This is a genomic window from Acinetobacter sp. IRS14 (assembly GCF_034650275.1).
Taxonomy (GTDB): domain Bacteria; phylum Pseudomonadota; class Gammaproteobacteria; order Pseudomonadales; family Moraxellaceae; genus Acinetobacter; species Acinetobacter oleivorans.
Window position 1 is genome coordinate 1 of sequence record NZ_JAOVFN010000011.1, and the last position, 24058, is coordinate 24058.

The 24058-nt window shown below is 37.7% G+C and carries 21 protein-coding genes and 1 tRNA gene; 6 read left to right on the forward strand and 16 right to left on the reverse strand.

What is annotated here, in order from left to right; all coding sequences use genetic code 11:
* Positions 1-546 precede the first annotated feature (546 nt).
* From ODQ17_RS11560 to efp, 9 genes are all read right to left on the reverse strand, one after another.
* Complete coding sequence (locus ODQ17_RS11560; RefSeq protein ID WP_013197165.1) at positions 547-753, reverse strand: hypothetical protein; 207 nt, start codon at positions 751-753, stop codon at positions 547-549.
* Positions 754-821: 68 nt separating this feature from the next.
* Positions 822-1049, reverse strand: coding sequence for a hypothetical protein (locus ODQ17_RS11565; protein ID WP_005307255.1), 228 nt, complete (start codon positions 1047-1049; stop codon positions 822-824).
* 107 nt (positions 1050-1156) lie between these two features.
* Complete coding sequence (locus tag ODQ17_RS11570; RefSeq protein ID WP_003650532.1) at positions 1157-1372, reverse strand: cold-shock protein; 216 nt, start codon at positions 1370-1372, stop codon at positions 1157-1159.
* 523 nt (positions 1373-1895) lie between these two features.
* On the reverse strand, positions 1896-3302 hold the full coding sequence (locus ODQ17_RS11575; protein ID WP_322903751.1) for a molybdenum cofactor biosysnthesis protein MoeA: 1407 nt from the start codon (positions 3300-3302) through the stop codon (positions 1896-1898).
* A gap of 54 nt (positions 3303-3356) precedes the next feature.
* Positions 3357-4418, reverse strand: coding sequence for a NucA/NucB deoxyribonuclease domain-containing protein (locus ODQ17_RS11580; protein ID WP_322903753.1), 1062 nt, complete (start codon positions 4416-4418; stop codon positions 3357-3359).
* Positions 4419-4879: 461 nt separating this feature from the next.
* Positions 4880-4956 (reverse strand) — tRNA-Val (locus ODQ17_RS11585).
* Between the two features lie 167 nt (positions 4957-5123).
* Positions 5124-5429 carry a YbdD/YjiX family protein gene (locus ODQ17_RS11590; protein ID WP_322903755.1) on the reverse strand — a complete coding sequence of 102 codons (306 nt, stop codon included), beginning with the start codon at positions 5427-5429 and terminating at the stop codon, positions 5124-5126.
* A complete protein-coding gene (locus ODQ17_RS11595; RefSeq protein WP_322903756.1) occupies positions 5429-7525 on the reverse strand; it encodes a carbon starvation CstA family protein in 2097 nt (698 codons plus the stop codon). Before ODQ17_RS11595 ends, ODQ17_RS11590 begins: the two co-directional genes overlap by 1 nt.
* 164 nt (positions 7526-7689) lie before the next feature.
* Positions 7690-8259: an elongation factor P gene (efp, locus tag ODQ17_RS11600; protein WP_004790907.1), complete on the reverse strand. Its 570-nt coding sequence runs from the start codon at positions 8257-8259 to the stop codon at positions 7690-7692.
* Between the two features lie 73 nt (positions 8260-8332).
* Between efp and epmB the strand changes: the two genes are divergently transcribed.
* From epmB to ODQ17_RS11615, 3 genes are read left to right on the forward strand one after another with little or no spacing between them, the layout of a single operon-like run.
* On the forward strand, positions 8333-9349 hold the full coding sequence (gene epmB, locus ODQ17_RS11605; protein WP_005307267.1) for an EF-P beta-lysylation protein EpmB: 1017 nt from the start codon (positions 8333-8335) through the stop codon (positions 9347-9349).
* A gap of 15 nt (positions 9350-9364) precedes the next feature.
* Positions 9365-11110 (forward strand): hypothetical protein, encoded by a 1746-nt coding sequence (locus tag ODQ17_RS11610; protein WP_049837196.1) that lies wholly within the window; start codon positions 9365-9367, stop codon positions 11108-11110.
* The gene (locus ODQ17_RS11615) at positions 11107-13218 is read left to right on the forward strand and encodes an EAL domain-containing protein (protein ID WP_322903759.1); all 2112 of its coding nucleotides are present in this window, start codon (positions 11107-11109) and stop codon (positions 13216-13218) included. The genes ODQ17_RS11610 and ODQ17_RS11615 overlap by 4 nt, the downstream gene beginning before the upstream one ends.
* A 63-nt stretch (positions 13219-13281) precedes the next feature.
* Here ODQ17_RS11615 and rpmE read toward each other — a convergent pair whose 3' ends face one another.
* The 4 genes from rpmE to ODQ17_RS11635 all read right to left on the reverse strand — a co-directional run bounded on the left by rpmE (position 13282) and on the right by ODQ17_RS11635 (position 17377).
* On the reverse strand, positions 13282-13506 hold the full coding sequence (gene rpmE / locus ODQ17_RS11620; RefSeq protein WP_003650476.1) for a 50S ribosomal protein L31: 225 nt from the start codon (positions 13504-13506) through the stop codon (positions 13282-13284).
* 194 nt (positions 13507-13700) lie between these two features.
* Complete coding sequence (locus tag ODQ17_RS11625) at positions 13701-14672, reverse strand: bile acid:sodium symporter family protein (protein WP_171056844.1); 972 nt, start codon at positions 14670-14672, stop codon at positions 13701-13703.
* A 132-nt stretch (positions 14673-14804) separates the two neighbouring features.
* Complete coding sequence (gene gloA / locus ODQ17_RS11630) at positions 14805-15206, reverse strand: lactoylglutathione lyase (protein ID WP_005307276.1); 402 nt, start codon at positions 15204-15206, stop codon at positions 14805-14807.
* Between the two features lie 2 nt (positions 15207-15208).
* Positions 15209-17377 carry an AmpG family muropeptide MFS transporter gene (locus tag ODQ17_RS11635; RefSeq protein WP_322903763.1) on the reverse strand — a complete coding sequence of 723 codons (2169 nt, stop codon included), beginning with the start codon at positions 17375-17377 and terminating at the stop codon, positions 15209-15211.
* A gap of 182 nt (positions 17378-17559) precedes the next feature.
* Here ODQ17_RS11635 and ODQ17_RS11640 point away from each other — a divergent pair, with 182 nt between their 5' ends.
* Positions 17560-20178, forward strand: coding sequence for a Lon protease family protein (locus tag ODQ17_RS11640; RefSeq protein ID WP_322903765.1), 2619 nt, complete (start codon positions 17560-17562; stop codon positions 20176-20178).
* A gap of 50 nt (positions 20179-20228) precedes the next feature.
* Here the strand turns inward: ODQ17_RS11640 and ODQ17_RS11645 are convergent, their stop codons facing one another.
* The 3 genes from ODQ17_RS11645 to surE form a co-directional block, all read right to left on the reverse strand.
* Positions 20229-21158, reverse strand: coding sequence for a LysR family transcriptional regulator (locus tag ODQ17_RS11645; protein WP_151821805.1), 930 nt, complete (start codon positions 21156-21158; stop codon positions 20229-20231).
* 101 nt (positions 21159-21259) lie between these two features.
* On the reverse strand, positions 21260-22084 hold the full coding sequence (locus ODQ17_RS11650) for a peptidoglycan DD-metalloendopeptidase family protein (protein ID WP_151766906.1): 825 nt from the start codon (positions 22082-22084) through the stop codon (positions 21260-21262).
* A 111-nt stretch (positions 22085-22195) separates the two neighbouring features.
* Entirely contained in the window at positions 22196-22966 is a 771-nt protein-coding gene (surE, locus tag ODQ17_RS11655) for a 5'/3'-nucleotidase SurE (RefSeq protein ID WP_005307288.1), read from the reverse strand.
* A 101-nt stretch (positions 22967-23067) separates the two neighbouring features.
* On the opposite strand from surE, the gene ODQ17_RS11660 reads away from it, so the two are divergent.
* A complete protein-coding gene (locus ODQ17_RS11660; RefSeq protein ID WP_192833905.1) occupies positions 23068-23439 on the forward strand; it encodes an MCR_0457 family protein in 372 nt (123 codons plus the stop codon).
* Between the two features lie 153 nt (positions 23440-23592).
* The gene (locus tag ODQ17_RS11665; protein ID WP_322903772.1) at positions 23593-24015 is read left to right on the forward strand and encodes an MCR_0457 family protein; all 423 of its coding nucleotides are present in this window, start codon (positions 23593-23595) and stop codon (positions 24013-24015) included.
* Positions 24016-24058: the final 43 nt, after the last annotated feature.

Below are 24058 nucleotides of genomic sequence, written 5' to 3' on the forward strand. Positions count from 1 at the left end.
CCAAGAAATAATGAATGTGCAAAGCCAACTCCTTTTTATTGGGAGTTCTGCCAAACATTTATAGAATTATGGTGGCAGAACGAAAGGGGGTTAGCAGACTGGCCGAAAAAACCCAGCACACCCGAAGGTGTCCCCCTCCCGTTCCACCGTAGAGGGGGCACGAGGGTTCGTCACTAAAAGAATTAACTTTTAATGCTTTTCGGAACGGTCTGCTAAAACCGACTGGCAATGTGGCCAGCAGGCAAAGGATAGTGCTCTGCCCTTTAGCAGTCAAGCACACAAAATGACATTTGCTTTAAAATAGATCATTAAAAAGTAAGGATAAATAATGAGATAGTTATTGTTAAATGGGGGTTTATAAAGGTGGGAATTTTGAGATATAGCAGTTTAGGAAACTAGAAATGCGCTAGTGCGGCTTCCGCCACCTGCGCTTTATTATTAAAGTTATTGTTTAATTGAGTATTTGAAATGTGCCCTAAAGCTATGAGGTTTTTCTATTTTTAAAAGAACGCTATCCTGCAACGTTAAATGTACTGCGTGGATAGATTAATTTATTTTATCAATTTTAAAAATTTTACCACTTAGAGTACTTTGAAAAAACATTTCAAAACCCGGTCGTATATCTTCACCTTCAACTGTAATGTATTTTAAATTAGAAAAACATTGAGTATTAGCGAAGTAACTATCTACTGTTGCCTGAATGACGTATTTAATTCCAAACTGGTCTTTAACACTGATATTTTGTTTAAGCATGACGATATCCTAATAAAATTATGGCAGAAATAATGGACCCGCCTAAATATCCAATAGCAAACTGAGTTTTAACTAACTCTATAATCTAATTTAAATAGTTGATTTATAGACGCATAAAAGGTACGCCCATCTAAATTTAAATCAACTTCAATTCCAGAGGAAAGAAGAACTCTTTTACCAACTTCAACAGTTTTAAAACCTTGACGTGTATTTTGTATTCTATTTAGAGGAATTAAAGACACTAAAATTTCTGTACCATTTTTAGATTTTGCAATTAAATCATTTATTTTTAACAATTTATATCCTAAATTAAAATTTACTTATAATCTTAAAATAATTTTAAAATTAATTTAAAGTGAAAAGCACTCATTAGTGCTTTTTACTTATGACTGCTTATAATTATTTATAGAGCAACAATATTTACAGCATTTGGGCCTTTTTGGCCTTGTGCAACACTGAATTCAACACGTTGACCTTCAGCAAGAGTTCTGAAACCTGAGTTAGCGATTTCGCTAAAATGAGCAAAAACGTCTGGTCCTGATTCTGGTTGGATAAAACCGAAACCTTTAGCTTCGTTAAACCACTTAACAGTACCTTTCATGATATTTGAATTAGACATAATACATCCTAGTTTTTTTAAAAATTTAAACCATTTTATTGGTTATGAGTAACATCGAAATAATAAAGAATGGAGCTGAAAATCTGAAAAAAACGAAGGATTATGACTAATACTGCGGTACTTAGAGAAGATTTACCAAACATGACTTTTTCTAGTTATGTTCATTGTATACGAAAAATAAAATTAATCAAGTTTTCTAATATATATATTTATTTTATTTATAAAATAGGTGATGTTCTGGATTCTGAATGTTTATAAGGGGGGGTGCTCAATGCAGGCAGGCAAAGGACTGTGCTCTACCCTTTTGCACTCAAGCAAATGACATTTGCTTTAAATTAGATCATTAAAAAGTAAGGATAAATAATGAATAAGTTATTGTTAAATTGGGGGTTATAAAGGTGGGGGTTCTGGGAGTTACAGCTTTATAGAGCAAAGTTTTGAGGGTGTAACCTTTTTAGAAAGTACAAAGGTTACAGATTTCTGAGGTTACACCGCCCAATTAACTTATAAATAGAAATTAGACTTAATCTATTTTCATAAAATATAAATCGGTGCCTTTTGCAATGACCTGCTCTTGAAACGGAACCATCACAATACAGTTCGCTTTGACAAACGGTTCAATTTGATATGGCTGCTGTTGCTCAATAATTTCTAATAAATATTCACCATTTTCTTGAGCCTTATAACTTCCCCATAACAATTTTCTGTTTGTCGTATCAGGAACAATCTCTATGTCAGCTTTACCTTTAAAGTAAGCATGATCAAAAAAGTCTGAGATGTGCTTATTCAAAATATATTTCACAAAAGCATGCATCAGAATTGCAATATCTTGGATATCACCCGGTAAATTAATAATAGTCGCTTTATCTTCTGTAACAACTACTCGCATACCTTTATGATTACCGCTTTCATCATATATCTGCACTGTCTCACGACTAGGTGGAGTCCTATCTTTGCCTTTTAGAATTTTAATTTCATTCGCTGGTATACAACGAGTATTCAAAGCCGATGACATGCTGCTTTGATCAAAGATAGGAAGTTTTTCAAGCTGAAATAAAGCAGAATGGTTATTTTGATATGTGCAGCAAAGAATGACATCAAAATTCGAGGTTTGTTCTTCAAAGAACTTTATATAATTGTCCCTGCTTGTCGTTAATGAGTCATCTAAAGCTGGGTCATTATCTTTTTTAAGATTATTAAATGCTGCATCGAAACGTTCAGGTTTAAGCAATTTTATTTCTACGTGTTCATATCCCCATGTTTTCAAGACATCTTTAACATAGAGACTTTCCTCACTCATTTCATCTTTATCAAAAGAATGCATACTTACAATGAGAATTTTAGGATTCTTATATATAGATAATTCTTTGATTCCAGCCCGTCTTAAGGCAATTAATTTTTCAGGAGTTAGCTTTTCATCTTTTTTTAAAATCACATCGCCTTGTTTAAATATACTGCCCTTAGGAATAACACCATGCATAGCAGGAATGGAGCCAGTAATTTTTTTAGCATCGGTATCAGAAAGATCTAATCTTTCATCTTGTTCAGCAATGACTGCATCTAAAGACTCTGGTAATTTTGTATAGGCAGGAATCTCTAACAAACTTGGAGCTTTTAGGTCTAATTTATATGGATTAATAGACCGATAAAGTTGTTGTCCCCAATAGTACCAATGAGTAATTAATAAAGGGCTTTCTTTACTTGCAGTTTGAGTTATTTCTGAATTAATAGCCCATCCTGCATATCCTGATAAATTATGTAGAGGATAGTCCTGTAAAGCATACACATCACTTGCATTAACTTGATTTATTGCGTCATCCAGCTCTACAGTTTCTTTTAAATCGCCTTTTGGCAAATTTATATTGATGTGATAAAAAATGTCCGTTAAATGATTTGGTAAGTTATCGGGTACTGGAAGTTTTTTTTGCATAAATATAATTCCTGGAAGTACCTCAAATAGGAGGTACTTCGCTAATTTTAATTATTAATCAACATTAATAAAGAACTTATCACCGTCTAAAACGCGTTCAGCATTGAAGAAAGACCCTAAAAAACTACCTGCTCTACGGTTGTCAGACGCATCAATTTTTTTCACCGAAGCCCCTGTACCACCTTGGTGGGTAGCTGCAAATGGAAATTCATCACAATCGCAGTCTGTAGCGACTTCATCTGAATCGCCAGTAAAGAAGCACTTTGAACCAACAGTTGGACCATATTTAACTTTGCACATTTTCACAGATTCAGCTCGATTATCTTTACGAGTTTGAGCATCGCGCAAACGAGTTAAAGGACTTGCACTTGAACTAGGAAAAACCGAGTTGGCTGAGCCTGCAATAAATTTACCTGGCTGTCCAGCGGCAAATGCTTCTTTAATATGCTTTGCAGACTCATCTACATCGGGATTAGTGACTTTAATTGTAGTAAGGACAGGTGGTACATCTGAATATACACATCCTTTCGTATTTGCCTTAGCTTTACCTATATCACAGCGAACACCCGGACTATAAATACCTGGATCATAACTTGCAGCATCATTAAATGACGCGTTTGCTTTAACGACTTGAAAAGACACACTAGGAGATAATGATAACGGGTTTGAAGAAGCTAACTCTGTATTAGACGGCGTGAAAGTTGTTGTAGATTCTAAAGATAACCCATTTACTAAATTAATTGGATTGCCATAGACAGTCTTTGCTGTGCAGTTATAACAGTACAACTCAGGTCGTACTTTTAGAGAATCGCCAGGTTGCCCTATAATTTGTGTGCGCAGTTTATATTTAAAAGTCCAAGTTAATGCATTTTTTGGATTATCAGAATAAACATATGCAACCACTTTCGCAGTACCTACATTTAATCCTTTTGCATCAGTCAATGGAATTTCAAATGGTTCGGACTCTAAACAATGCGCCCCTCTGTTTATATAGCTATCTAGATCTTTTCCAACTTTTTTACAAATTGGTGAAACATCCAAAGCACTAGCAGCATGGCTAGTTGTTACTATGAATACTGAAGCTAAAGCTATTATATATTTAGTTATATTTAACATGAAGTTTCCAATTTTATAAATTTAAAAAATCACTCTAATAAGCCATTTTGGCTTACCAAAATGAGGGCGCATAATATCACAATTAAAAAATAAGTAAATTTATTGATTAAAATTGATATGTTACATTTACCAATTGGTATTTTTAAAATTTTAGAGCATAAAAAAATAAAATACTATTCACGTAATTATTATTCACAAACCTATCAAAACATCTTTTGTTTAAACTATTTTATTAAGCTTTATTTCAATGTATTCAAATAAAAATTATATCCAAACGCTTAGACATCATTGTTTTGAGCCGCTCCTATCTTGGTCTTCAAAAGAAATTTTTAATTATTTTCTGCTTAAGGATTAATCAGCTGTATGAATTTATGAAAAGCAATAAAAAAAGCCCTAAACCATTACAGTTTAGGGCTTTTTAAGTCATGTAAAGCTATTCGAGTTTATATGACTTTAAATCTTGGTAGGTATATCCAGACTCGAACTGGAGACCTCTACGATGTCAACGTAGCGCTCTAACCAACTGAGCTATACACCTAGAATGGAAAGCATAATATTCATTTTTCAAAAGCAAAACAAGTGATTTTCAATTGAAAAAAATACAAATGAGCAGACTTTAAGCAAACATTTTTCATTTTCAAAAAAAGAAAAACGGTACATGGTTTAACCACATACCGTTTTGTTTAGCTAAATATCAAGCTCAACTTAACAAGGGCATTTCTTTAAAGTACCGCCTGCCGATGGATAACGCGCATCGACACAATGACGGTAGAAAGTCGTCGCATCCATTGGGGTTAAATCAGGATGATGAGCTTTCATATGCTCCACATAAGTCTGATAGTCTGGCACGCCAACCATCAGTCGAAAGCTTTGCTGCAAACGCTGCCACAAGGTTGCAATACGCGACCAGTTCTTTGGAGAAAGCAACAGCTCTTTTTGTGAGAGCACCGTCATTTTGATGATTTTCGCAATAATGACAGTTCCATTTTTTGCAAATTTAAAATTCATCATTACTCTCCTCGCGGGGTGACCACTTCCGGATCAGCATATACAGCTGGCGCTTCATTTACTGTTGGTTTAGGGCTTGCTAAAGCACGGCGCACAATACCAATTGAAGCAATAATCATGACAATCGAAACAATCATAAAGAAGCCACAAAGCGCAGCATTAATCTGATTCGACATCACAATGTTTTGCATTTCAGCAATACTTTTAGCTGGTTTTAATATTTCACCACGAGCAATCGCGTCAGAGAACTTATGCGCTTGTGCCAAGAAACCAATCTTAGGATTTTCGTGGAAAATCTTTTGCCAGCCCGCAGTCATACAGGTGATGAATAAGAAAATTGTTGGGATGATCGTCACCCAAACATATTTTTCTTTTTTCATTTTAAACAGAATGACTGTACCCAAAATGAGTGCCATTGAAGCCAACATTTGGTTACCAACACCAAATAAAGGCCATAAGGAGTTAACACCACCGAGTGGATCAATCACACCTTGATAGACGAAGAAGCCCCATCCACCGACTGCAACCGCAGTACCGACCAAGTTACCAAAGAATGAACCTGATGCTTTAACCGCAGGAATAACAATACCAACCGTGTCTTGCACCATAAAACGACAAGCACGTGTACCCGCATCTACAGCAGTTAAAATGAATAACGCTTCAAATAAAATGGCAAAGTGGTACCAGAATGCCATCATTGAACGGCTATTGAAAATTTCCGAAATGATATGTGCCATACCAATCGCAAAGGTAGGCGCACCACCCGTACGCGATAAAATCGAAGATTCTCCGACTTCCTGTGCCAACACAGTTAACATTTCAGGAGTAACGACAAAGCCTAAATTACGCACAGCTTCTGCCGCAGTTTCTACAGTTGTACCCAGTACAGCCGCAGGAGCATTAATTGCAAAGTACACGCCCGGATCTAAGACAGTTGCACAGATCATCGCCATGATACCGACGAATGATTCCATGAGCATACCGCCATAACCAATCACACGAATATCAGCTTCGTTATCGACGAGTTTTGGTGTTGTACCACTTGATACAAGTGCATGGAAACCAGAAATCGCACCACAGGCAATGGTAATAAATAGGAATGGGAATAAGCTACCCGAGAAAACAGGGCCAGTACCGTCAATAAAATGAGTCACTGCTGGCATTTTCAGTTCAGGTAATGCAATGATAATACCGACTGCTAAACCGAGAATTACACCAATTTTAAGGAATGTTGATAGATAATCACGCGGTGCTAACAATAACCAGACAGGTAAGACTGAGGCGATAAAACCATAAATGATTAAGCACCATGTCAGCTGTGTTCCTGTTAAGGTGAAAAACTCACCCCAGTAAGGATCTGCTGCAACATGTCCACCGTAAACAATTGCAAGCATCATTAAGACGAAGCCAATAATCGAAACTTCAGCAATACGTCCCGGGCGAATAAAACGCATGTAAATGCCCATAAATAATGCAATTGGGATAGTCGCTGCAATCGTGAAAACACCCCATGGACTATGGGCAAGTGCTTTAACCACAACTAAAGCCAATACTGCAAGGATAATAATCATTACCCCAAGCGCACCAAGCATTACAACGATACCAGCAAAAGAACCCAGTTCCTGTTTTGCCATTTCACCAAGCGAACGACCGTCTCGACGCGTTGAAATAAATAAAACTAAGAAGTCTTGTACTGCACCCGCGACAACCACACCGACCAGTAGCCAGATTGTCCCTGGTAAAAAACCCATTTGTGCAGCCAAAATTGGCCCGACTAATGGCCCCGCTCCTGCAATTGCAGCGAAGTGGTGACCAAAAAGTACATATTTATTGGTGGGAACATAATCCAGACCATCGGCTAAACGGTGGGCTGGGGTTAAACGTCTTGGGTTTAATTCAAATACTTTAGTTGCAATAAATAGACTATAAAATCGATATGCGATGCTATATACACATGCTGCAGCCAGTACAAGCCAAACTGCATTGACATGTTCACCACGACTGAGTGCCAGCATCCCAAAAGAAATTGCACCTATAATTGCCACTAGGCTCCAGACCAGCTTGGAGGGAAGCGTAGATTTCGCTTGCATTGTGTCCATTCTTAACCTCTCAATAAATAACTACAGCATTTTTATATTGTTATGTACTGTTCTATCAAATCCTTGTGACTGTACTCCTCCTTTAATTTTTTTCCTCTTATACTTTCGCATAAAAAAAGGGATGATTTACATCATCCCTTCGATAATAGTGTATTTTTTAACTATTATGCACGCTCTAAATAATCGCCAGTACGAGTATCTACACGAACGCTTTCTTCTTGCTGAACAAATAACGGAACACGAACAACCGCACCTGTTTCAAGCTTAGCTGGTTTACCGCCACCGCCAGATGTATCACCGCGTACGCCTGGATCAGTTTCAACAATTTTTAATACAACGAAGTTCGGTGGGTTTACAGTTAAAGGTACGCCGTTGAACAACATAATCGTACATTTTTCATTTGAATCGTCTTTTAACCATTTTGCAGCATCGCCCATTGCAGTTTTGTCTGCAGCGATTTGCTCAAAAGATACAGGATCCATGAAATTCCACATTTCACCATCGTTGTATAGGTATTCCATTTCAACTTCAACAATATCAGCAGCTTCTAAAGAGTCACCTGATTTGAAAGTTTTTTCTAATACTTTACCAGTTTTAAGGTTACGTAATTTTACACGGTTGAACGCTTGACCTTTACCTGGTTTTACATATTCGTTTTCCATGATTGAACATGGGTTACCATCAAGCATAACCTTAAGGCCTGCTTTAAAATCATTTGTAGAATAATAGGCCATGAAAGGCACACTCCAAACTTAACAAGTCAACTATGCGATATAATGCGTTGTTGCATTATCTTAATCGTGTCAAATGATAAACTATTTATACCAAGAGCAAAACTGGCAATCACAACTGAGTGACCTTATTACTGATCCGTCGGAGTTGCTAAGCCTACTCGAGTTATCCTCTGATCAGCTATTATCAGGTGCGATTCTGGCTTCTGAACAGTTTAAATTGCGTGTTCCTCGCGCGTTCGTCGGAAAAATGAACGCTAAAAACCCTTTTGACCCGCTTTTGCTACAGGTTTTACCTCATCATTTAGAACTTGAAGAACATCCTGAATTTGTAACAGACCCTTTGGGTGAAGAAGCAGCAAATCAATTACCCGGTGTATTACATAAATATAAATCACGTTTTTTACTGACTTTGACAGGTGCTTGTGCGGTACATTGCCGTTATTGTTTCCGTCGTCATTTTCCCTATCAAGAAAATTTACCGAAAAATGATGATTGGCTAAATATTAAAAATTACATTGAAGCGAATCCGCACATTAATGAAATCATTTTAAGTGGTGGAGACCCCCTTACGCTTTCTAACCGTAAATTCGCACTTTGGCTAGAACGTTTATCATCTCTCAAACAAATTAAGATTCTGAGAATTCATTCACGAGTTCCAATTGTGATTCCAAACCGGATCGACGAAGAGCTAATTTCTTTATTAAAAAACAGTAGGCTGCGTATAGTTCTGGTGGTACACTCAAATCACGCTTCTGAACTCGATGACTTTACCTGTTCAAAATTGTTGCAGTTATCTGCCGAGCACATTACTGTACTTAATCAGGCAGTATTGCTTAAAGGCGTTAATGATTCTGCACAGACATTAATTGATTTAAGTTATCGTTTATTTGAAGCTCGCGTTATGCCTTATTACTTACATGTTTTAGATAAAGTAAAAGGTGCACAACATTTTGATTTAATACCATCTGAGATAGATGATATATATCGTGATGTGTTAGCGAACCTACCGGGGTATTTGGTTCCTAAACTCGTCAGGGAAATTGCGGGCGAAAAGAATAAAACACCGCTTTTTGGGGCAACAACATTTTGAGTTATATAATAAGTGATGATGAATAATGCACTATCGGACATTTTTCACAATCAAACCGAACTCACTCGTGAACGGTTAAGCTTTTGTGAAGCCAATATTAAAGATCTTAATGAATGGGTCACTACCCTTTCTATTATGCAACTCGGCGATACGTCAAAAGCATTATTCACCGCCATTTTAGAGCTCAATGAATTAAAATGTAGTGAAACTTTACGTTTTGATCTTATACAAACGCTTCATCCCACCATTAATAACGTTCTTGCAAGTCTAGAAAAAAACTTTTTTAACCAAGGTGTGATTAGTACAGACCGTAACGAACATATTATTGAGTTAGCGATGTTGCTGCGTTGCTATTTCGCCAGTATTTATTTAAATATTGCACAAAATAGTCATGGGCAATTACAGCATCAAAAGTTTTCTCTATTTGCCTATAAGCAAAAAAAGAATTTGCAAACGGCACGTACCTTATCGACTTTTCATGCACTACAACAATTAACGAGTCTCTTATATCAGCAGCATATGCTCTATAGTGAGCCTCTTAAAGGACAGTGGCTGGTTGCACATCAGCTCTATGAAACCGCTGTTCAACACAAATATCATCTCATCAATATTAATCATATTCAGGGTATCCACCACCCTCTAGCAAATATTACCCAAGCTTATGCTCAGCTAATTTTGCTCGATATTTTAAATACAAACCAGATTCGTCAGTCAGAAATTCAAGCCTTATTCCAATGTAGTTTTGACTGGGCAAGAATGATTCATATTTTGCCGAAAGATACTGCCTTAACCAAATATGTTGTCGACCCAAGTAAAGACCATCCGCCAGTCTATAACACCAAACGCAGCTCTAACTTTAGCCCAAGCATTTTTATAGGCACTCAGGCTTTACTTGAGCATGTCACTGCAACCATGCATAAAAATGCGCAATATATTTCCAAAAATGAAAAGTTTTATTTAAGCCCAGCTTTAAAATTTCATGTTCAAACGATTTTAGGTACAACGGCTCAACGTCGTCACGAACGTTATGAATACAATGCAGAGCTACAAATTTGTTTCGGTTTAAGTACAGCTCATTTCTATCTAGCGAAAGCAAAAAACTTTGAAGAAACACTACAACTTAACAATAACTACAACTTACAAAGTGAGTCTAAAGTTTTATCAAATTTAGAGAAAAAAGAACAACAAACCACATCCTACCAACGCTTAAGTCGTGAAAGCAAAACTATTTATCAAACCACTGTTCTCGATATTAGTGTCAATGGATATCGTATTAAATGGTCTGGGGAAGCACCGAAAAATTTAAGAACCGGTGAATATATTTTAGTTAAAGAAACTTTGCATGGACAATGGCGTGGTGGCGTAATCCGCTGGATTAAACAGTCGACAGAGAAATCTCTAGAGTTAGGTCTAGAGATTTTGTCACAGGCGATGTTCCCTTGCGCAGTGCATGTTCAGGCAGAGCGTCATACACGCAATTATCATCCTGCACTATTACTACAAACACAAAATCTAGAAGAAATACAAAATACGTTGATTTTACCGGGGTCACAAATTTTTAGAGAGCAACAAACAATTCATTTACGATTGGGGACAGAAGAAATCAAAGTGTATCTACTCAAAGCACAACTCATTACTCAAAGTTTTATTCAATTTCATTTCGAACTTCTGAATGAGCAGCAACAAAATCTGCTTGATCAGTTCATGATGAAAAAGAATAGCAACTCTAGCAGTCAAGATTTATGGGAAGCACTAAAGTGAGAAACTCTTTATTATCTAAAAAGTTAAAACGTACTGAAACACGTTTACTCATTATTGATGACAACCAGCTACGTTATAACCAGATTTTAAATTTATTATTGGGGAATAATTATCAAGTTCATGCTTTATTACTTGATGATCTAAAAAGTTTCGAAAAACAGTTAAATACGCCTTGGGATGCTATTATTTTTGGTCGTGCTTATGACCTGAAAATTGAACAAACACTCTCCCTTATTCAAGCATCTGAACAGCCACATTTACCTGTTTTGTTATTGCAACCTGAAGATTATCAACCTCAGCAATATCAAGCCTATATTCATAAAGGTATTTATGACGTAGTTCCATTAGAGCCATTAGATTATTTTTATATCACGCTTATTCGGACCTTGTCATATAGTCACTTATTGCAAACTGAGCAACGTCTGACCAATGAATTGGAAACTATTCATTCTCATACACAAACGTTGGTTAATAACAGTCATAAAGCAGTTGCACTCTTTCAAGAAGGCATGCACGTTAAGGCAAATACAGAATACCTCAACCTTTTTGGCTTTAAGCAAGAAGAAGAGATTATCGGCCTACCCATCTTAGATGTTTTACAACCCAATGATTTAAATATTTTTAAACAAAGATTTAAGAAAATTTCATTAGGTCAATTTGATCAGGCTCGTTTTGAAATCCAAAGTCAACATGCAGCAATTTCAGGTAATAATGCTTTAAAACTTGAATTTATTCCAAGTCAGGAAGAAGACGCTGTACAGTTAACCATTGACTATCAACTGGATTTACAAACACCTGCAAATACAGCATTTTCTGAAAAAAGTTACGGATCCACTGCGCCTTGGCAACAAATTAATCGACAACTATCAACACACCCTGCTCAAGCGAATGCATTGGTTTTATTCAGACTAAATCAGTGTCCAGAACGAGTGTTTCAACTAGACTGGCAAACACCCGGACAATATTTTAATGAGCTGCAAAGTTTCCTGAAAGAACAGGCTCAAATGCCGATTTTTAATCTTGAACTTGGGTCATATCTTGGCGTTTTGCAAGCCGAAAACAGTACAGTCCTTAACTCCCAATTGGCTAGTCTGCAAAGTTTGCAAAAAGAGCATTTATTAACGGTTAATGAACTTAATTACTCAGTACAATTCAAACTGAGTTATGCGCAAATTACAGAACCATTAAATGAAGCTAGCTTTGCAAAGCTTCTTGATCAAACAAATCAGCAAGCGTTACCTAAGGCCAAGCCAGAAATTGAGCTAACGCCAACAATCGATATTATCCCTTCTGAACCTATCAGCTCGTCTCTGTCACTTAATTTAAGCCTTCAAAATGTTGATGCTCCAATGCCCTCACCACTATTGCAGCAGTTAAAGCAACAGCTGGCACGGGGTGAGATTCATTTAAAATATCAGCAGATTTATGATAAGCATGATCAAGAAACCCATAACTACGAAGTGACGAGTGGTTTTATTGCAGATGAACAGTGGCATGATTTAAATGATTTAGCCGCATTGCGAGATGATAGTGAACTTTCGATTCAATTAGACCGTTGGATTTTGGTCGAGGCTTGCAAGCAGCTACATAATTTCATCACGCAGTACCCGAAAGCCAAGCTGATTATCAACTTGAATATTGATATCTTACTTAAAGATAAATCAGCCCCTGAGCTTATTTCGAAATTACTCACCATTATTGGTAGTAAGCAAGAAAGCCCGTTGATTTTACAATTTTCAGAGCAAGCGATTCAGCCACACCTTGCAATTGCACAGCAACTTATAGCCCGCCTACGTCAACACGGCGCAGAAATTTCAATTCGGGATTTCACATCTTCTATGTATAGTGAATCGATATTGCAACAACTTGATGTTCAATATTTAAAATTGCAATCGAAGAAGACAGAGCTATTAAACTCAGATGCTGGTTTAGCGCAATTACAAGAAAAGATTCTAAATTATTTAACTGTAAAACCTATTGGGATTTTACTTGCCGATCTTAATGATATGAACTTATTTGCTAACGCTTGGAATGTGGAAGCACGTTTCTTACAAGGTCGTTATTTCCAGAAAAGACTTGATCGATTAACAGACGTACAAGACCAATAATGGTCTTGTCGTTCATAAACAAAAAACGGGCATAAAGCCCGTTTTTTGTTTCGTTTTTCAGTATTAACGCTTGATAGAGCGAGACATACCAGAGAAACGTTGTTTGAATTTGTCGATACGACCACCAGTGTCTACATTCTTTTGCTTACCAGTGTAGAAAGGGTGGCAAGCTGAACATACGTCAAGGTAGATAGTGTCTTTACCTAAAGCAGAACGAGTTTCGATTACGTTACCGCAAGAACAAGTTGCTACTAATGTTGCATATTTTGGGTGAATATCGGCGCGCATCGTCGATTACTCCTAATTTAGAAAGGCTTAAGCTGTTATCGCAATTGATCACTCTCAAAATAAATCGAGGAAAGCTCAAAATGAGCAGATCAACACCACAACAGACCATTCTTTTGGCTCACCGAAACCCCTAGGGTTAGAGCTAAGCACAACAAGTGGACAAGATTATACGCCAAATATTTTTTATTTGCGAATTAATCTTTAGATTTAGCCCAGTAATTTGCAATGACCCCGCAAACCATTAATTGAATTTGGTGAAAGATCATAATAGGTAACACAATCATGCCTAAAGGCTGACCAATAAATAAGATTTGCGCCATCGGCACACCGCTCGCCAACGTCTTTTTTGAACTACAAAAGAAAACCGTGACTTGATCTGCTCGGTTAAATCCAAAAGCACGAGGTAGATACAGTGCTAATAACATAATGACCGTTAAAAGAACTGAACAAGCAACCACTAAAATAAGCAAGGTTTTCCAATTTACCTGATGCCAAAGACCTGCAACCACTGCCCCACTGAACGCGCCATACACTACCATCAAAATCGAGCCTTGATCGAATGCTTTAACGATACTTGGGACTTTTGCCATATACGGGAAAATATAAGGACGTAATATTTGCCCTAAAATAAATGGCACTAACAGCAACAATGTAATTTGTATAATTGAAGCAGTCGGGTCGAACCCATGTTGGCTTTGGCCTAAAATAAAAAAGCTCACCAACACGGGTGTAATAAACATACCAATCAAATTGGAAAAAGATGCGCTACAGACCGCTCCAGCCACATTCCCTTTTGCAACTGATGTAAATGCAATAGAAGATTGAACTGTAGAGGGTAAAAAGCACATAAACAGAAAACCCCAGTACAGCTGCTGGCCGAGTAGAGGTAACAGAATCGGTTTAGCTAACAAACCAAGCACGGGGAAAATAAAAAAAGTAAATGCGAAGACAAGTAAATGCATTTTCCAATGCAAAACGCCTTCAATTACAGCCTCGCGGGACAGCTTCGCACCATGCAAAAAGAATAAAATTGCAATCGCGACAGTAGTCAGTGTATTGAAATATTGCGCTGCTTGACCACTGACTGGAAAAAATGTTGCTAGCAGTACCATTCCAACTAACAAAATTGTAAATCGATCAAGTGCCAATAACTTCAACATAGCCACATCCTATGATTATTTTAGATAATAAAAAACCCAGTTGATAAATTGACCATCTGGTCAAGCGTTCATCATACTGGGCTAAAAAAATAAAGCTAGACTTTTAAGACCTAAATCTTAAAGCGTCATAGTCAATTTTTAGTTATTTGTCGCATTAGCATCTTGTTGAATCAACTCGATTTTATAACCATCTGGATCTTCAACAAATGCGATAACGGTAACACCGCCTTTCATTGGGCCCGCTTCACGCACAACTTTGCCGCCACGTGCTTTAATTTCTTCACACGCTTTATAGGCATCGTCAACACCAATCGCAATATGACCATAGGCATTACCTAACTCATAACTTGATGTATCCCAGTTATGGGTAAGCTCAAGCACAGTATTGGTTTCTTCATCACCATAACCAACAAATGCCAGTGTAAAGCGCCCTTCTTCATAATCACGCTTACGAAGTAACTTCATTCCTAATACTTCGGTATAGAACTTTAAAGATTGTTCTAAATTGCCTACTCGCAACATTGTATGAAGCATTCGCATGTTTATTCACCTGCCTTTTCTGATTCATGAGTTTGATGATCTTTTAAAAGCTTTCCAACCCAAACCACTAAAATCAAGATTGGAATACCAATAAGAGTGGTCATCAAAAAGAACTTTGGATAGCCAATATTACTCACTATGGTACCTGAATATCCACCCAAAAGTTTTGGTGTGAGCGTCATGAGTGAACTAAAGATCGCATATTGAACAGCTGTAAATGACACACTCGTTAAACTTGAAAGGAATGCAATAAATGCTGCTCCAGCCAAGCCAGAAGCTAAGTTGTCGACAATAATGGCAAAATAGAGCCATAAAGAACTATATGGTTTAATTACCTTACCGCTGACTTCAACTGATTGGCCAGAAAGTGGATCGATGTAAGGGAGCGGCTCAATATTCACATCTAATTCACTTGTCGCTTTTAGATTCGCACTCACTGCATATGGATGAGATGCAGAAAGTATTTTCTGTTCGCCCTCTACTACAGCGACCTTAAGCTCTTTACTCGTTGATGCTACTAATTTTTTAGCATCGATTGTCGTACTAAAAACACCTTTTTGGTCAGTCATTTTTGCATCAAAATTTTGTCCATCAAGACTAATTATGATTTTTTGTGCAGGAGTTAAAGATTGCCCAAAGTATTGGCCTCGAACAACAACACTTCCCTCTCCATCTTTTAATGAAACCTGATCATTTCCCATAACAGGTAAAATTTGTAGAGGTGATTTTGCCAATTCGGTGGTCAGCAACGGCTGAGTACGCACTACAGGTGGCACAGTATTTTGTGCAGCATAAGCAGCTTTTACTTCAATTTGTTTTGTTCCACTAAAAGCAGAGCTTGGAACTTCTAATTTCCATAAACCCACTTCATCTGGTTTAACTTGATAGCTTTGACCACCAACTTTTACATCAACCATATCTAATGGCTGACCAGATTTTACGAGCCCAATAAAAATTAAATTTGTAGAACTTGCTAAAACTGCACCCACAAACATAAGCTTCATAATGTTTATGCGCTGTGCTAAAAGTCCCCCTAAGAATCCACCGACTAAACTGAATAACACACCATAGATTTTGACTGCTTCGGCAATTTCTTCTTTGCTAAAGTTCAGATCCTGATAAAACACATTGGAAATGACACCAGCAATAATGTCTGAAATACGGAAAAAACCAATGAGAAGTAATAAGACTAATGCAAGTTTGACACCATAACGTTTAAAGAAATCTAAAATGGGTGCAATCCATGTTTCTTTCGCCATTTGCTGATTAACTACACCAAATTTAACCAGTAAATAACCCACAAAAATGGCGCAAGCTGTAGCCGTTAAAAATCTTAAAGCTTCTAAACCAAATAATGCTGCGTTGTCTTTTATATTTCCAGCTTGTGAGATTGCATCTGTAATCTGCCCAGAATAAATATAGGTGACTACAAATGAAATAACAGCAATAAAAAATACAAAAACCAAGCGGTAATAATCACTAGTCTTATAGTTTTTATAGACACGATTTACCTGAGGTTCACGAACGAGTAATGTCGTTACAATACCGACTAACATAACCGCTGCCATGGTTAAGTAAGTCATTTTCCAAGCTTCGTAAATGTAATTACCTTTAGCAGTCCCTAAATGTGCAGCTAAAAATAATGCTCCTGCTCCAGCCACAATCATGCCGATTCGATAACCAGCATTATAGGTAGATGCCAACACTGTTTGCATTTCTGTTTCTGCTAGTTCAATACGATAGGCATCAATTACAATATCTTGTGTTGCTGCTGAAAAACCAAGCAACACTGCACCCACTGCCATTTGAACCAGATAACTCTGACCTAAAGCTGGGTCAGAGAAAGCCATAATACAAATAGCAAGAACGATCAAACACTGTGCAATTAACAACCAAGCTCGTCTTCGTCCTAACATTTTAGTTAAGATCGGTACAGGTAATTCATCAATAAGAGGAGCCCAAACGAACTTAAAAGAGTAACCTAGAGCCGCCCAACTAAAAAAAGTGACTGCACTTTTATCAATGCCCGCCTCTCCAAGCCATAAAGAGAGACTAGAGAAAATTAATAAAATTGGAATTCCGGCAGAAAAACCCAGAAACAGCATAATTAATGCACGGCGATCTAAAAACGCTTTAAAAGCCGAGACCCAACCCGAAGCTTGTGTGGTCATTCGTTTTTATTTTCCATAAATTATAAATGTGCCTATTCAAACCCTTCTTACAATTGCTTTCAAGATTCTTTATGCAAACATTTTTGTTTTGGCGATAAAAACCGCAAGTTTGCTTGATATTTTATGCTAAACCTGTATACCTTAAGGCTTCAACCTTCGTTTTCTTTTGCTGGATATCAACAGTGACACAAAAACTTGATCAAGTGACTATTTCAACTTTATCACTCGCTAAAACAACCACCACAAACGTCACAGTAAATGCATTTCCTTCAGCTTTTGAGCAACCTGATATAAAAATGACCTTAGATAAGACCGTTTTAAAACCTGAACAACTTACACATATCCCCGATTTTGAAAAAATTCCAGCTTCAACTAAACGCATCAAACCTCTTAATAATTTTTTAGGTCAAGATCGTGCCAAAGCATCTGTAGAGGCGGGAATTTCTTTACCCTACTCAGGCTATAACATTTTTGCAGTAGGAACTGCTGGTTTAGGCAAACGTACCATGATTAAACGTTTGTTACAGCAACACGCCAAAACAATGCCAACACCTGATGACTGGGTGTATGTCTATAATTTTAAACAAGCACGTCAACCTATTGCCCTACGCTTTCCAGCAGGTCAAGGAACTAAGTTTCAACAGGCACATGACCAAACTTGGCAAATTATTTTAAAACAACTTGAACGCCGCTTTAGTGCAGAGACTTATCACAATCGTATTGAACGTATCCGTCAAGAAACAGGTGATGTCCAACAACAAGCGCTTGTTGAACTAACCAAAGAAGGCGAAGAACTCGATTTAAAACTCATTTCTCGTAATGAGAAACACGGTTTTGTTCCCGTACAAGTCAAAGACGATCAGGTTCAAGAACTTACCCAAACAGATATTGATGCATTAAATAGTAAGCAACGCGCTGAAATTGCAGCCAATATTCGCTATATGGATAAAAAGCTGGATCGCCTTGGTCTACATTTAGGTGATTTAGAAGATGATGCACGCGACAAAGTGTCTGTGTTAAATCGGGATATTGCAACGCAAGTTGTTATGCCAAGAATGGAGCTTATTTTAAATAAATATGGTCAAGTGAAAGGACTCGAAGATTACTTAAAACAATATGCCCAAGATATTATTGATAATGTTGAACTGATCTTAGAACAAGATGAAGATGATTTTACTCCATCAATGTTCAATCGTGTTCCAGCACGTTATCAGGCCAATGTGATTGTTGCAAATAAACCAAATAGCGGCGCTCCTGTTATTTTTGAAGACTTTCCAACGCACTATAATTTACTCGGCCACGTTGAACAGCTCACCCATAACGGCACAATTACTACAGATTTCACTCTCATTCGTCCAGGTGCTCTACATCAAGCGAATGGTGGTTTTTTAATGCTTGAGGCCGAGCAATTACTCGAACAGCCTTATGCATGGCAAGGTTTAAAGCGTGCCTTAAAATCAGGCCAGCTCAAGTTATCTTCTCTTGAACATATGCTGACGTTAACAGGCTCTATCTCGATAGAACCCGCTGCAGTTCCACTTGATATTAAAGTGGTTCTTATGGCAGAACCTGAAATTTATTATGAAATTTTAGAAGTAGAACCAGAGCTTGGTAGTGTATTTAAAATTCGTGCAGATTTTACCGATACATTACAACGTAATGACGAAAATGAACAAGCCTACATGCAGCTAATTGCTGACTACGTACAAGCGGATAAATTGCTTCCGTTTGATCGCAGTGCTTTAGCAGCGTTACTTACTGATTCAAGTCGTCAGGCTGAAGACCAAAGTTCACTGTCTTTACATGCTTCAACCCTAGGTGACCTGATTCGCGAAGCACATCATCATGCATTTAAAGCGGATGAGAAGCTGGTAACCGACCAGCACATTAACCTTGCTCTACAACATCGCCAATACCGCTTAGGCTATTTAAGAGAACTTTACTGGCAAGATCTTTCACGTGGTACACAATTAATCGAAACGTCGGGATACCGTTTAGGTCAGATCAATGCCCTCTCCGTCATTCATTATGCAGATGTTGAATTTGGTTTACCTTCACGTTTAACAGCATCTGTTTATCAAGGTGGCGGTGATATTCTTGATATTGAACGTAGTGTAGAACTTGGTGGGTCACTTCATGCGAAAGGCGTGCTGCTGATGTCTAGCTTCTTGAAAGCTCACTTTGGTCGTGAACAGATTTTACACTTCTCCGCTGCGCTTGCATTCGAACAGAGCTATGGTCAAGTTGATGGCGATAGTGCAACTGTTGCTGAGCTTTCAGCGTTGATTTCTGCGATTAGCCAAATACCAATTGATCAATCATGGGCAATTACCGGCTCAATGAACCAATTAGGGCAAGTTCAACCTATTGGCGGCGTAAATGCAAAAATTGAAGGATTTTATGATGCATGTAAGCTACAAGGTCTGACAGGTAAGCAAGGTGTCATTATTCCTCGCCAAAACATGCAGCATTTGATGTTACGTCAAGATGTTATTGATGCTGTTCGCAGCGGTCAATTCCATATCCATGCCATTGATACGATTGATCAGGCACTTGAAATTTTGATGGCTCGTCCGGTCGGTACTCTCGATAAGAAGGGTAAATACAGCAAAAATTCAATTTATGCAGCAGTAATGGAACAACTTGAATATTGGCAAGCCATTGAAGATGGTGCTGAAATTGAAGAAGAGCCAAAAAAGAAAAAGAAAAATAAGAAAAAAATTAAGAAGCATGAAGAACTTACTGCTGACGATCTGCCACAAGAAAATGCAGAAGAAGTTGCTACATTAAAACAGAAGTAATAAAAAGGGCCTGTTAAATACAGGCCCTTTTTATGTTTAGACTTGCAAAATTAACGAACGATCTGAATCGCTCGTCCTCCTGCTAACTGGCTAAAATATTGTTTAAGTGCTTCAACACAACGTTGAATTTTCATTGGTTGTTGATCATGCTTGGCAACCTCTGCATACAATGTAAACGTTGGTAATTTCCAATCTGGCATGAGTTCAATCAAAGAACCATTTTTTAGTTCTTTCTGAGCATCCAAATATAAAATTCGTGCAATACCATGCCCTTGCTGACATAACGCTTTTGCAACTTGTAAATTATTGCTCTGCAAACGGCTTTGCATTTCAATATTGAGCGTTTCACCTGTTTTTACATGTTGAAAATTGAAATGGCGTGAGTCATTCATGACATTAATCGACAACAATTCATGATCTCTTAAATCATTAGGATGCACAATTGGACTAGACTGATTGAGATAACTAGGAGAAGCAATCAAAATCTGATCTACAAAAGCCAACGGAATGATCAAGCTGCTCTCTTCTACAGGAGTAGAACTCATGCGGACTGCAATATCAATTCGCTCTTCAATTAAATCGATATAACGATGCCCAACTTCGAAATGCACAGATAAACCGCGATGAGCCGACATCCAGTGAGATAATGCAGGAATGAGGTGTTGAACTGCTAAATCAGGAGTTGTCGCAATACGCAAATCCCCGATTAAGTCATCCCTCAATTCATTAATTCGGATTTTTCCCCTTTCAGCAGCCGCCAACATCTCTTGACAGCTTGAAAAAAAAGCCTGTCCGGCTTCTGTCAAACTAAGTTTACGAGTGGAGCGATGTAATAGAGTTACATCCATTTCATGCTCAAGCGAGCGTATCTGCTGACTCACCGCACTTGTTGTAATTCCTAATTCACGTGCCGCACCACTAAATGAACTTTTTTCTACCACACAAGCGAAAACACCCATCGCACGAAGCTGATCTAACATAGGTTTCCTCAAATCTAATTTTAAATTTATAAAAAATGCTTATTGTTGTAATGAAAGCAACCAATTACATTATACGAGGAAACCTAAGATTTTTGCATTAGCTATTTTGGTAAAAGATTTATAGGATTAATCGGTTTTCCATCCAAACGAATCTGGAACTCGAGCATGACTTGAGATGCACCAGTAGATCCCATTTCGGCAATTTTTTGTCCAGCAGTTATATTATCACCGCTTTTCACAAACATCTTGCTATTGTGGGCATACGCACTGATATATCCATCAATATGCTTAATTAAAACCAGATTTCCGTATTCTTTTAAGCCATCAGCTGCATAGACAACTTGACCATCGGCTGCGGCATAAATAGGGTCACCCTGATTTCCACCATAACGGATTCCCTTGACATTATTTGCCAAATTAAACCCTTGAATCACTGGTCCATTCGTCGGTTTTATCCAACGTAAGCTCGAATTTGGTGCAACTGATGCCACTGTCGTATTTGTTGACGGTACAGTAGACGGCTGTGTTACTGGAGCAACAGGCTGTGTAGTTGGCAAAGCAATCGTTTGACGCTTGATTTGCTCAGGCTGTGCCATGACTTGTGTAGATACCGTTCTTGGTGAAGAACCTTTCTTCAAACGTAATGATTGATTGACATAAATACGATATGGCGCAGGAATATCATTCATTTCAGCAATACTGATGTAGTCCAGACCATAACGCATTGCGATACCACTCAAAGTATCACCTGAACGAACTGTGTAATAGTTAGGAGCCATTGCATAGCGAGAACTATTATTAATTTGTGGTTTAGAAGCACAACCTGCCATAGCTACGGTAAAACCTACAACCGCAGACAACAACATAATTTTCATTATTTTGTCTTTTTGGATATGCACTCTGTTTTGTTGCCCAATTAAATGCATTGATCTCCCTCACTAAATGCTACAAATCATTTCGGCTAAGAGTACCAAAAAAGTAAGAGGAAACACGTTCCTCTTTTTCTTTATTCACAAAGTTATAACATTCGAGCTCAATTATTGACTCAAACTGACCTGAAGGTCTTCTAAAACGGCGTAATTTGTAGCATCCATTTGAATAGGTGTAACACTGACATAACCATTTGCTACCGCAAAGAAATCCGATTGAATCTGGCTTGAAACACGCTCTGGATCTGTAACCGCCTCGCCTGCTAATCCAATCCAGTAAACTTGGCGTCCTCTTGGGTCGACATGGCTGGTAATAGGTTTAGATTGAGCACGGCGTCCCTGATACGTAATTTGTGCTCCTTTTAACTTCGGCACATCAGGAATATTGATATTAAAGATATGTCGTGGAGGCAAAGCTGGTAAACCGCTTGCAATAAAATCATGAACCCATTGAGCAGCCTGAGCATAATCTTCTTTAACATTATAAGCGCGTACATCAGGACCAGCTAAAGAAACAGCAATTGCAGGTTGCTTCATTAAACGCCCTTCAAATGCAGCACCAACTGTTCCAGAATATAAAACATCATCACCTAAGTTCGCGCCACTATTGATTCCACTTACGACCAAGTCAAATTCGAAATCAAACAAACCATTCATGGACAAATAAACACAATCTGCTGGCGTACCATTCACAGCCCATACATCTTCGGCGATTTGAATTGGGCGCAATGGTCGATCTAGTGTTAATGCACTTGAAAAACCACTTCTTTCACTTTCTGGTGCAACCACAACCACACGTCCAAGCGGTTTTAATGCTTCAGCTAAAGCCTGTATACCTGGCGCAAAAACACCGTCATCATTCGCTATTAAAATATTCACTAAAATCTTTCTCTACAAATAAACCTAAAGGTTTTCACAATTGAATTATTTGTTGAATTATATATATTTATGCCTCCATAGCATTATAAAATTGTGAAAAAATGAAAACTTTTGCTCCTTTTTTTCAGGTATTGGGGATCAGTATCACATTGTGTACGCAAGCTGTTTTTGCAGATGAGGATATCTCAACACAAGAAGCTGATAGCTTAATTAAAGATGATATTGCGGCAACGCAAGTCTTACAGGAAATTTGTCCAGCTTTCGTAGGGACAAATAAAAAACTTGAGTCAAATACTCAAAAAATTATCACAACGTATCTTCAAGGGTATTCGAATAAATCAATTACCCTCTCTGCTCTACAAAATGATGCAGAGTTTAAAACCTTGTTGAATGAAGCACGTCAAGCTTCAAAACAAATGGACCATCATGAGCAACACGAACTTTGTGAAGAGATCGTAAACTATAAAGGATAGGTTTTTTGCTCGTTTAGGGTAGAAGTTTATTTACTGAGGTTTTCTGTTTGGTATTAAGCAGAAAACCAACATAACAATACATTTTTTCCATTTTTTTAACCTGTAAATTGGTTAAGCTATCGACATATTTAAAAATTTTATTTTGGGTTATCGATGTTTATGAAGAAAAGCTTAGTTCAATCGCTCTCTTTGGTTTTACTTATGAGCATGACAACAGTTGGTTTTGCTGCTGATAAGAAGAAAACAGCTGAAAAGAAAACCGAAAATGAAAATGTTGTTGAAGTAACTCCACAGCAAACTATAACTCCTGAAGAATTAGCTGCAATTCAAGTACTTTCTGAAATTTGCCCAAGCCTTATTGGCAAAAAAGATGCTGATTTTGCTCAAGGTTATGAACGTTTAGTAAAAGACTATTTACCAAATGAAGCCGATCCAGTTGCAGCTTTAGAGAAACGTGCTAAAGACAAAAGTTTCAAGAAAGTCCTAAAAGAAGCGCGTAATGATGCAAAAGCTGCTGGTAACGAGCAAAACACATTAGTTTGTCAAGACGTGAAAGCTTATCAATCGCAAAACTAAATTAGTAAAAAACTCTTGAGTTACAATACTGTTTGAAAAAGCC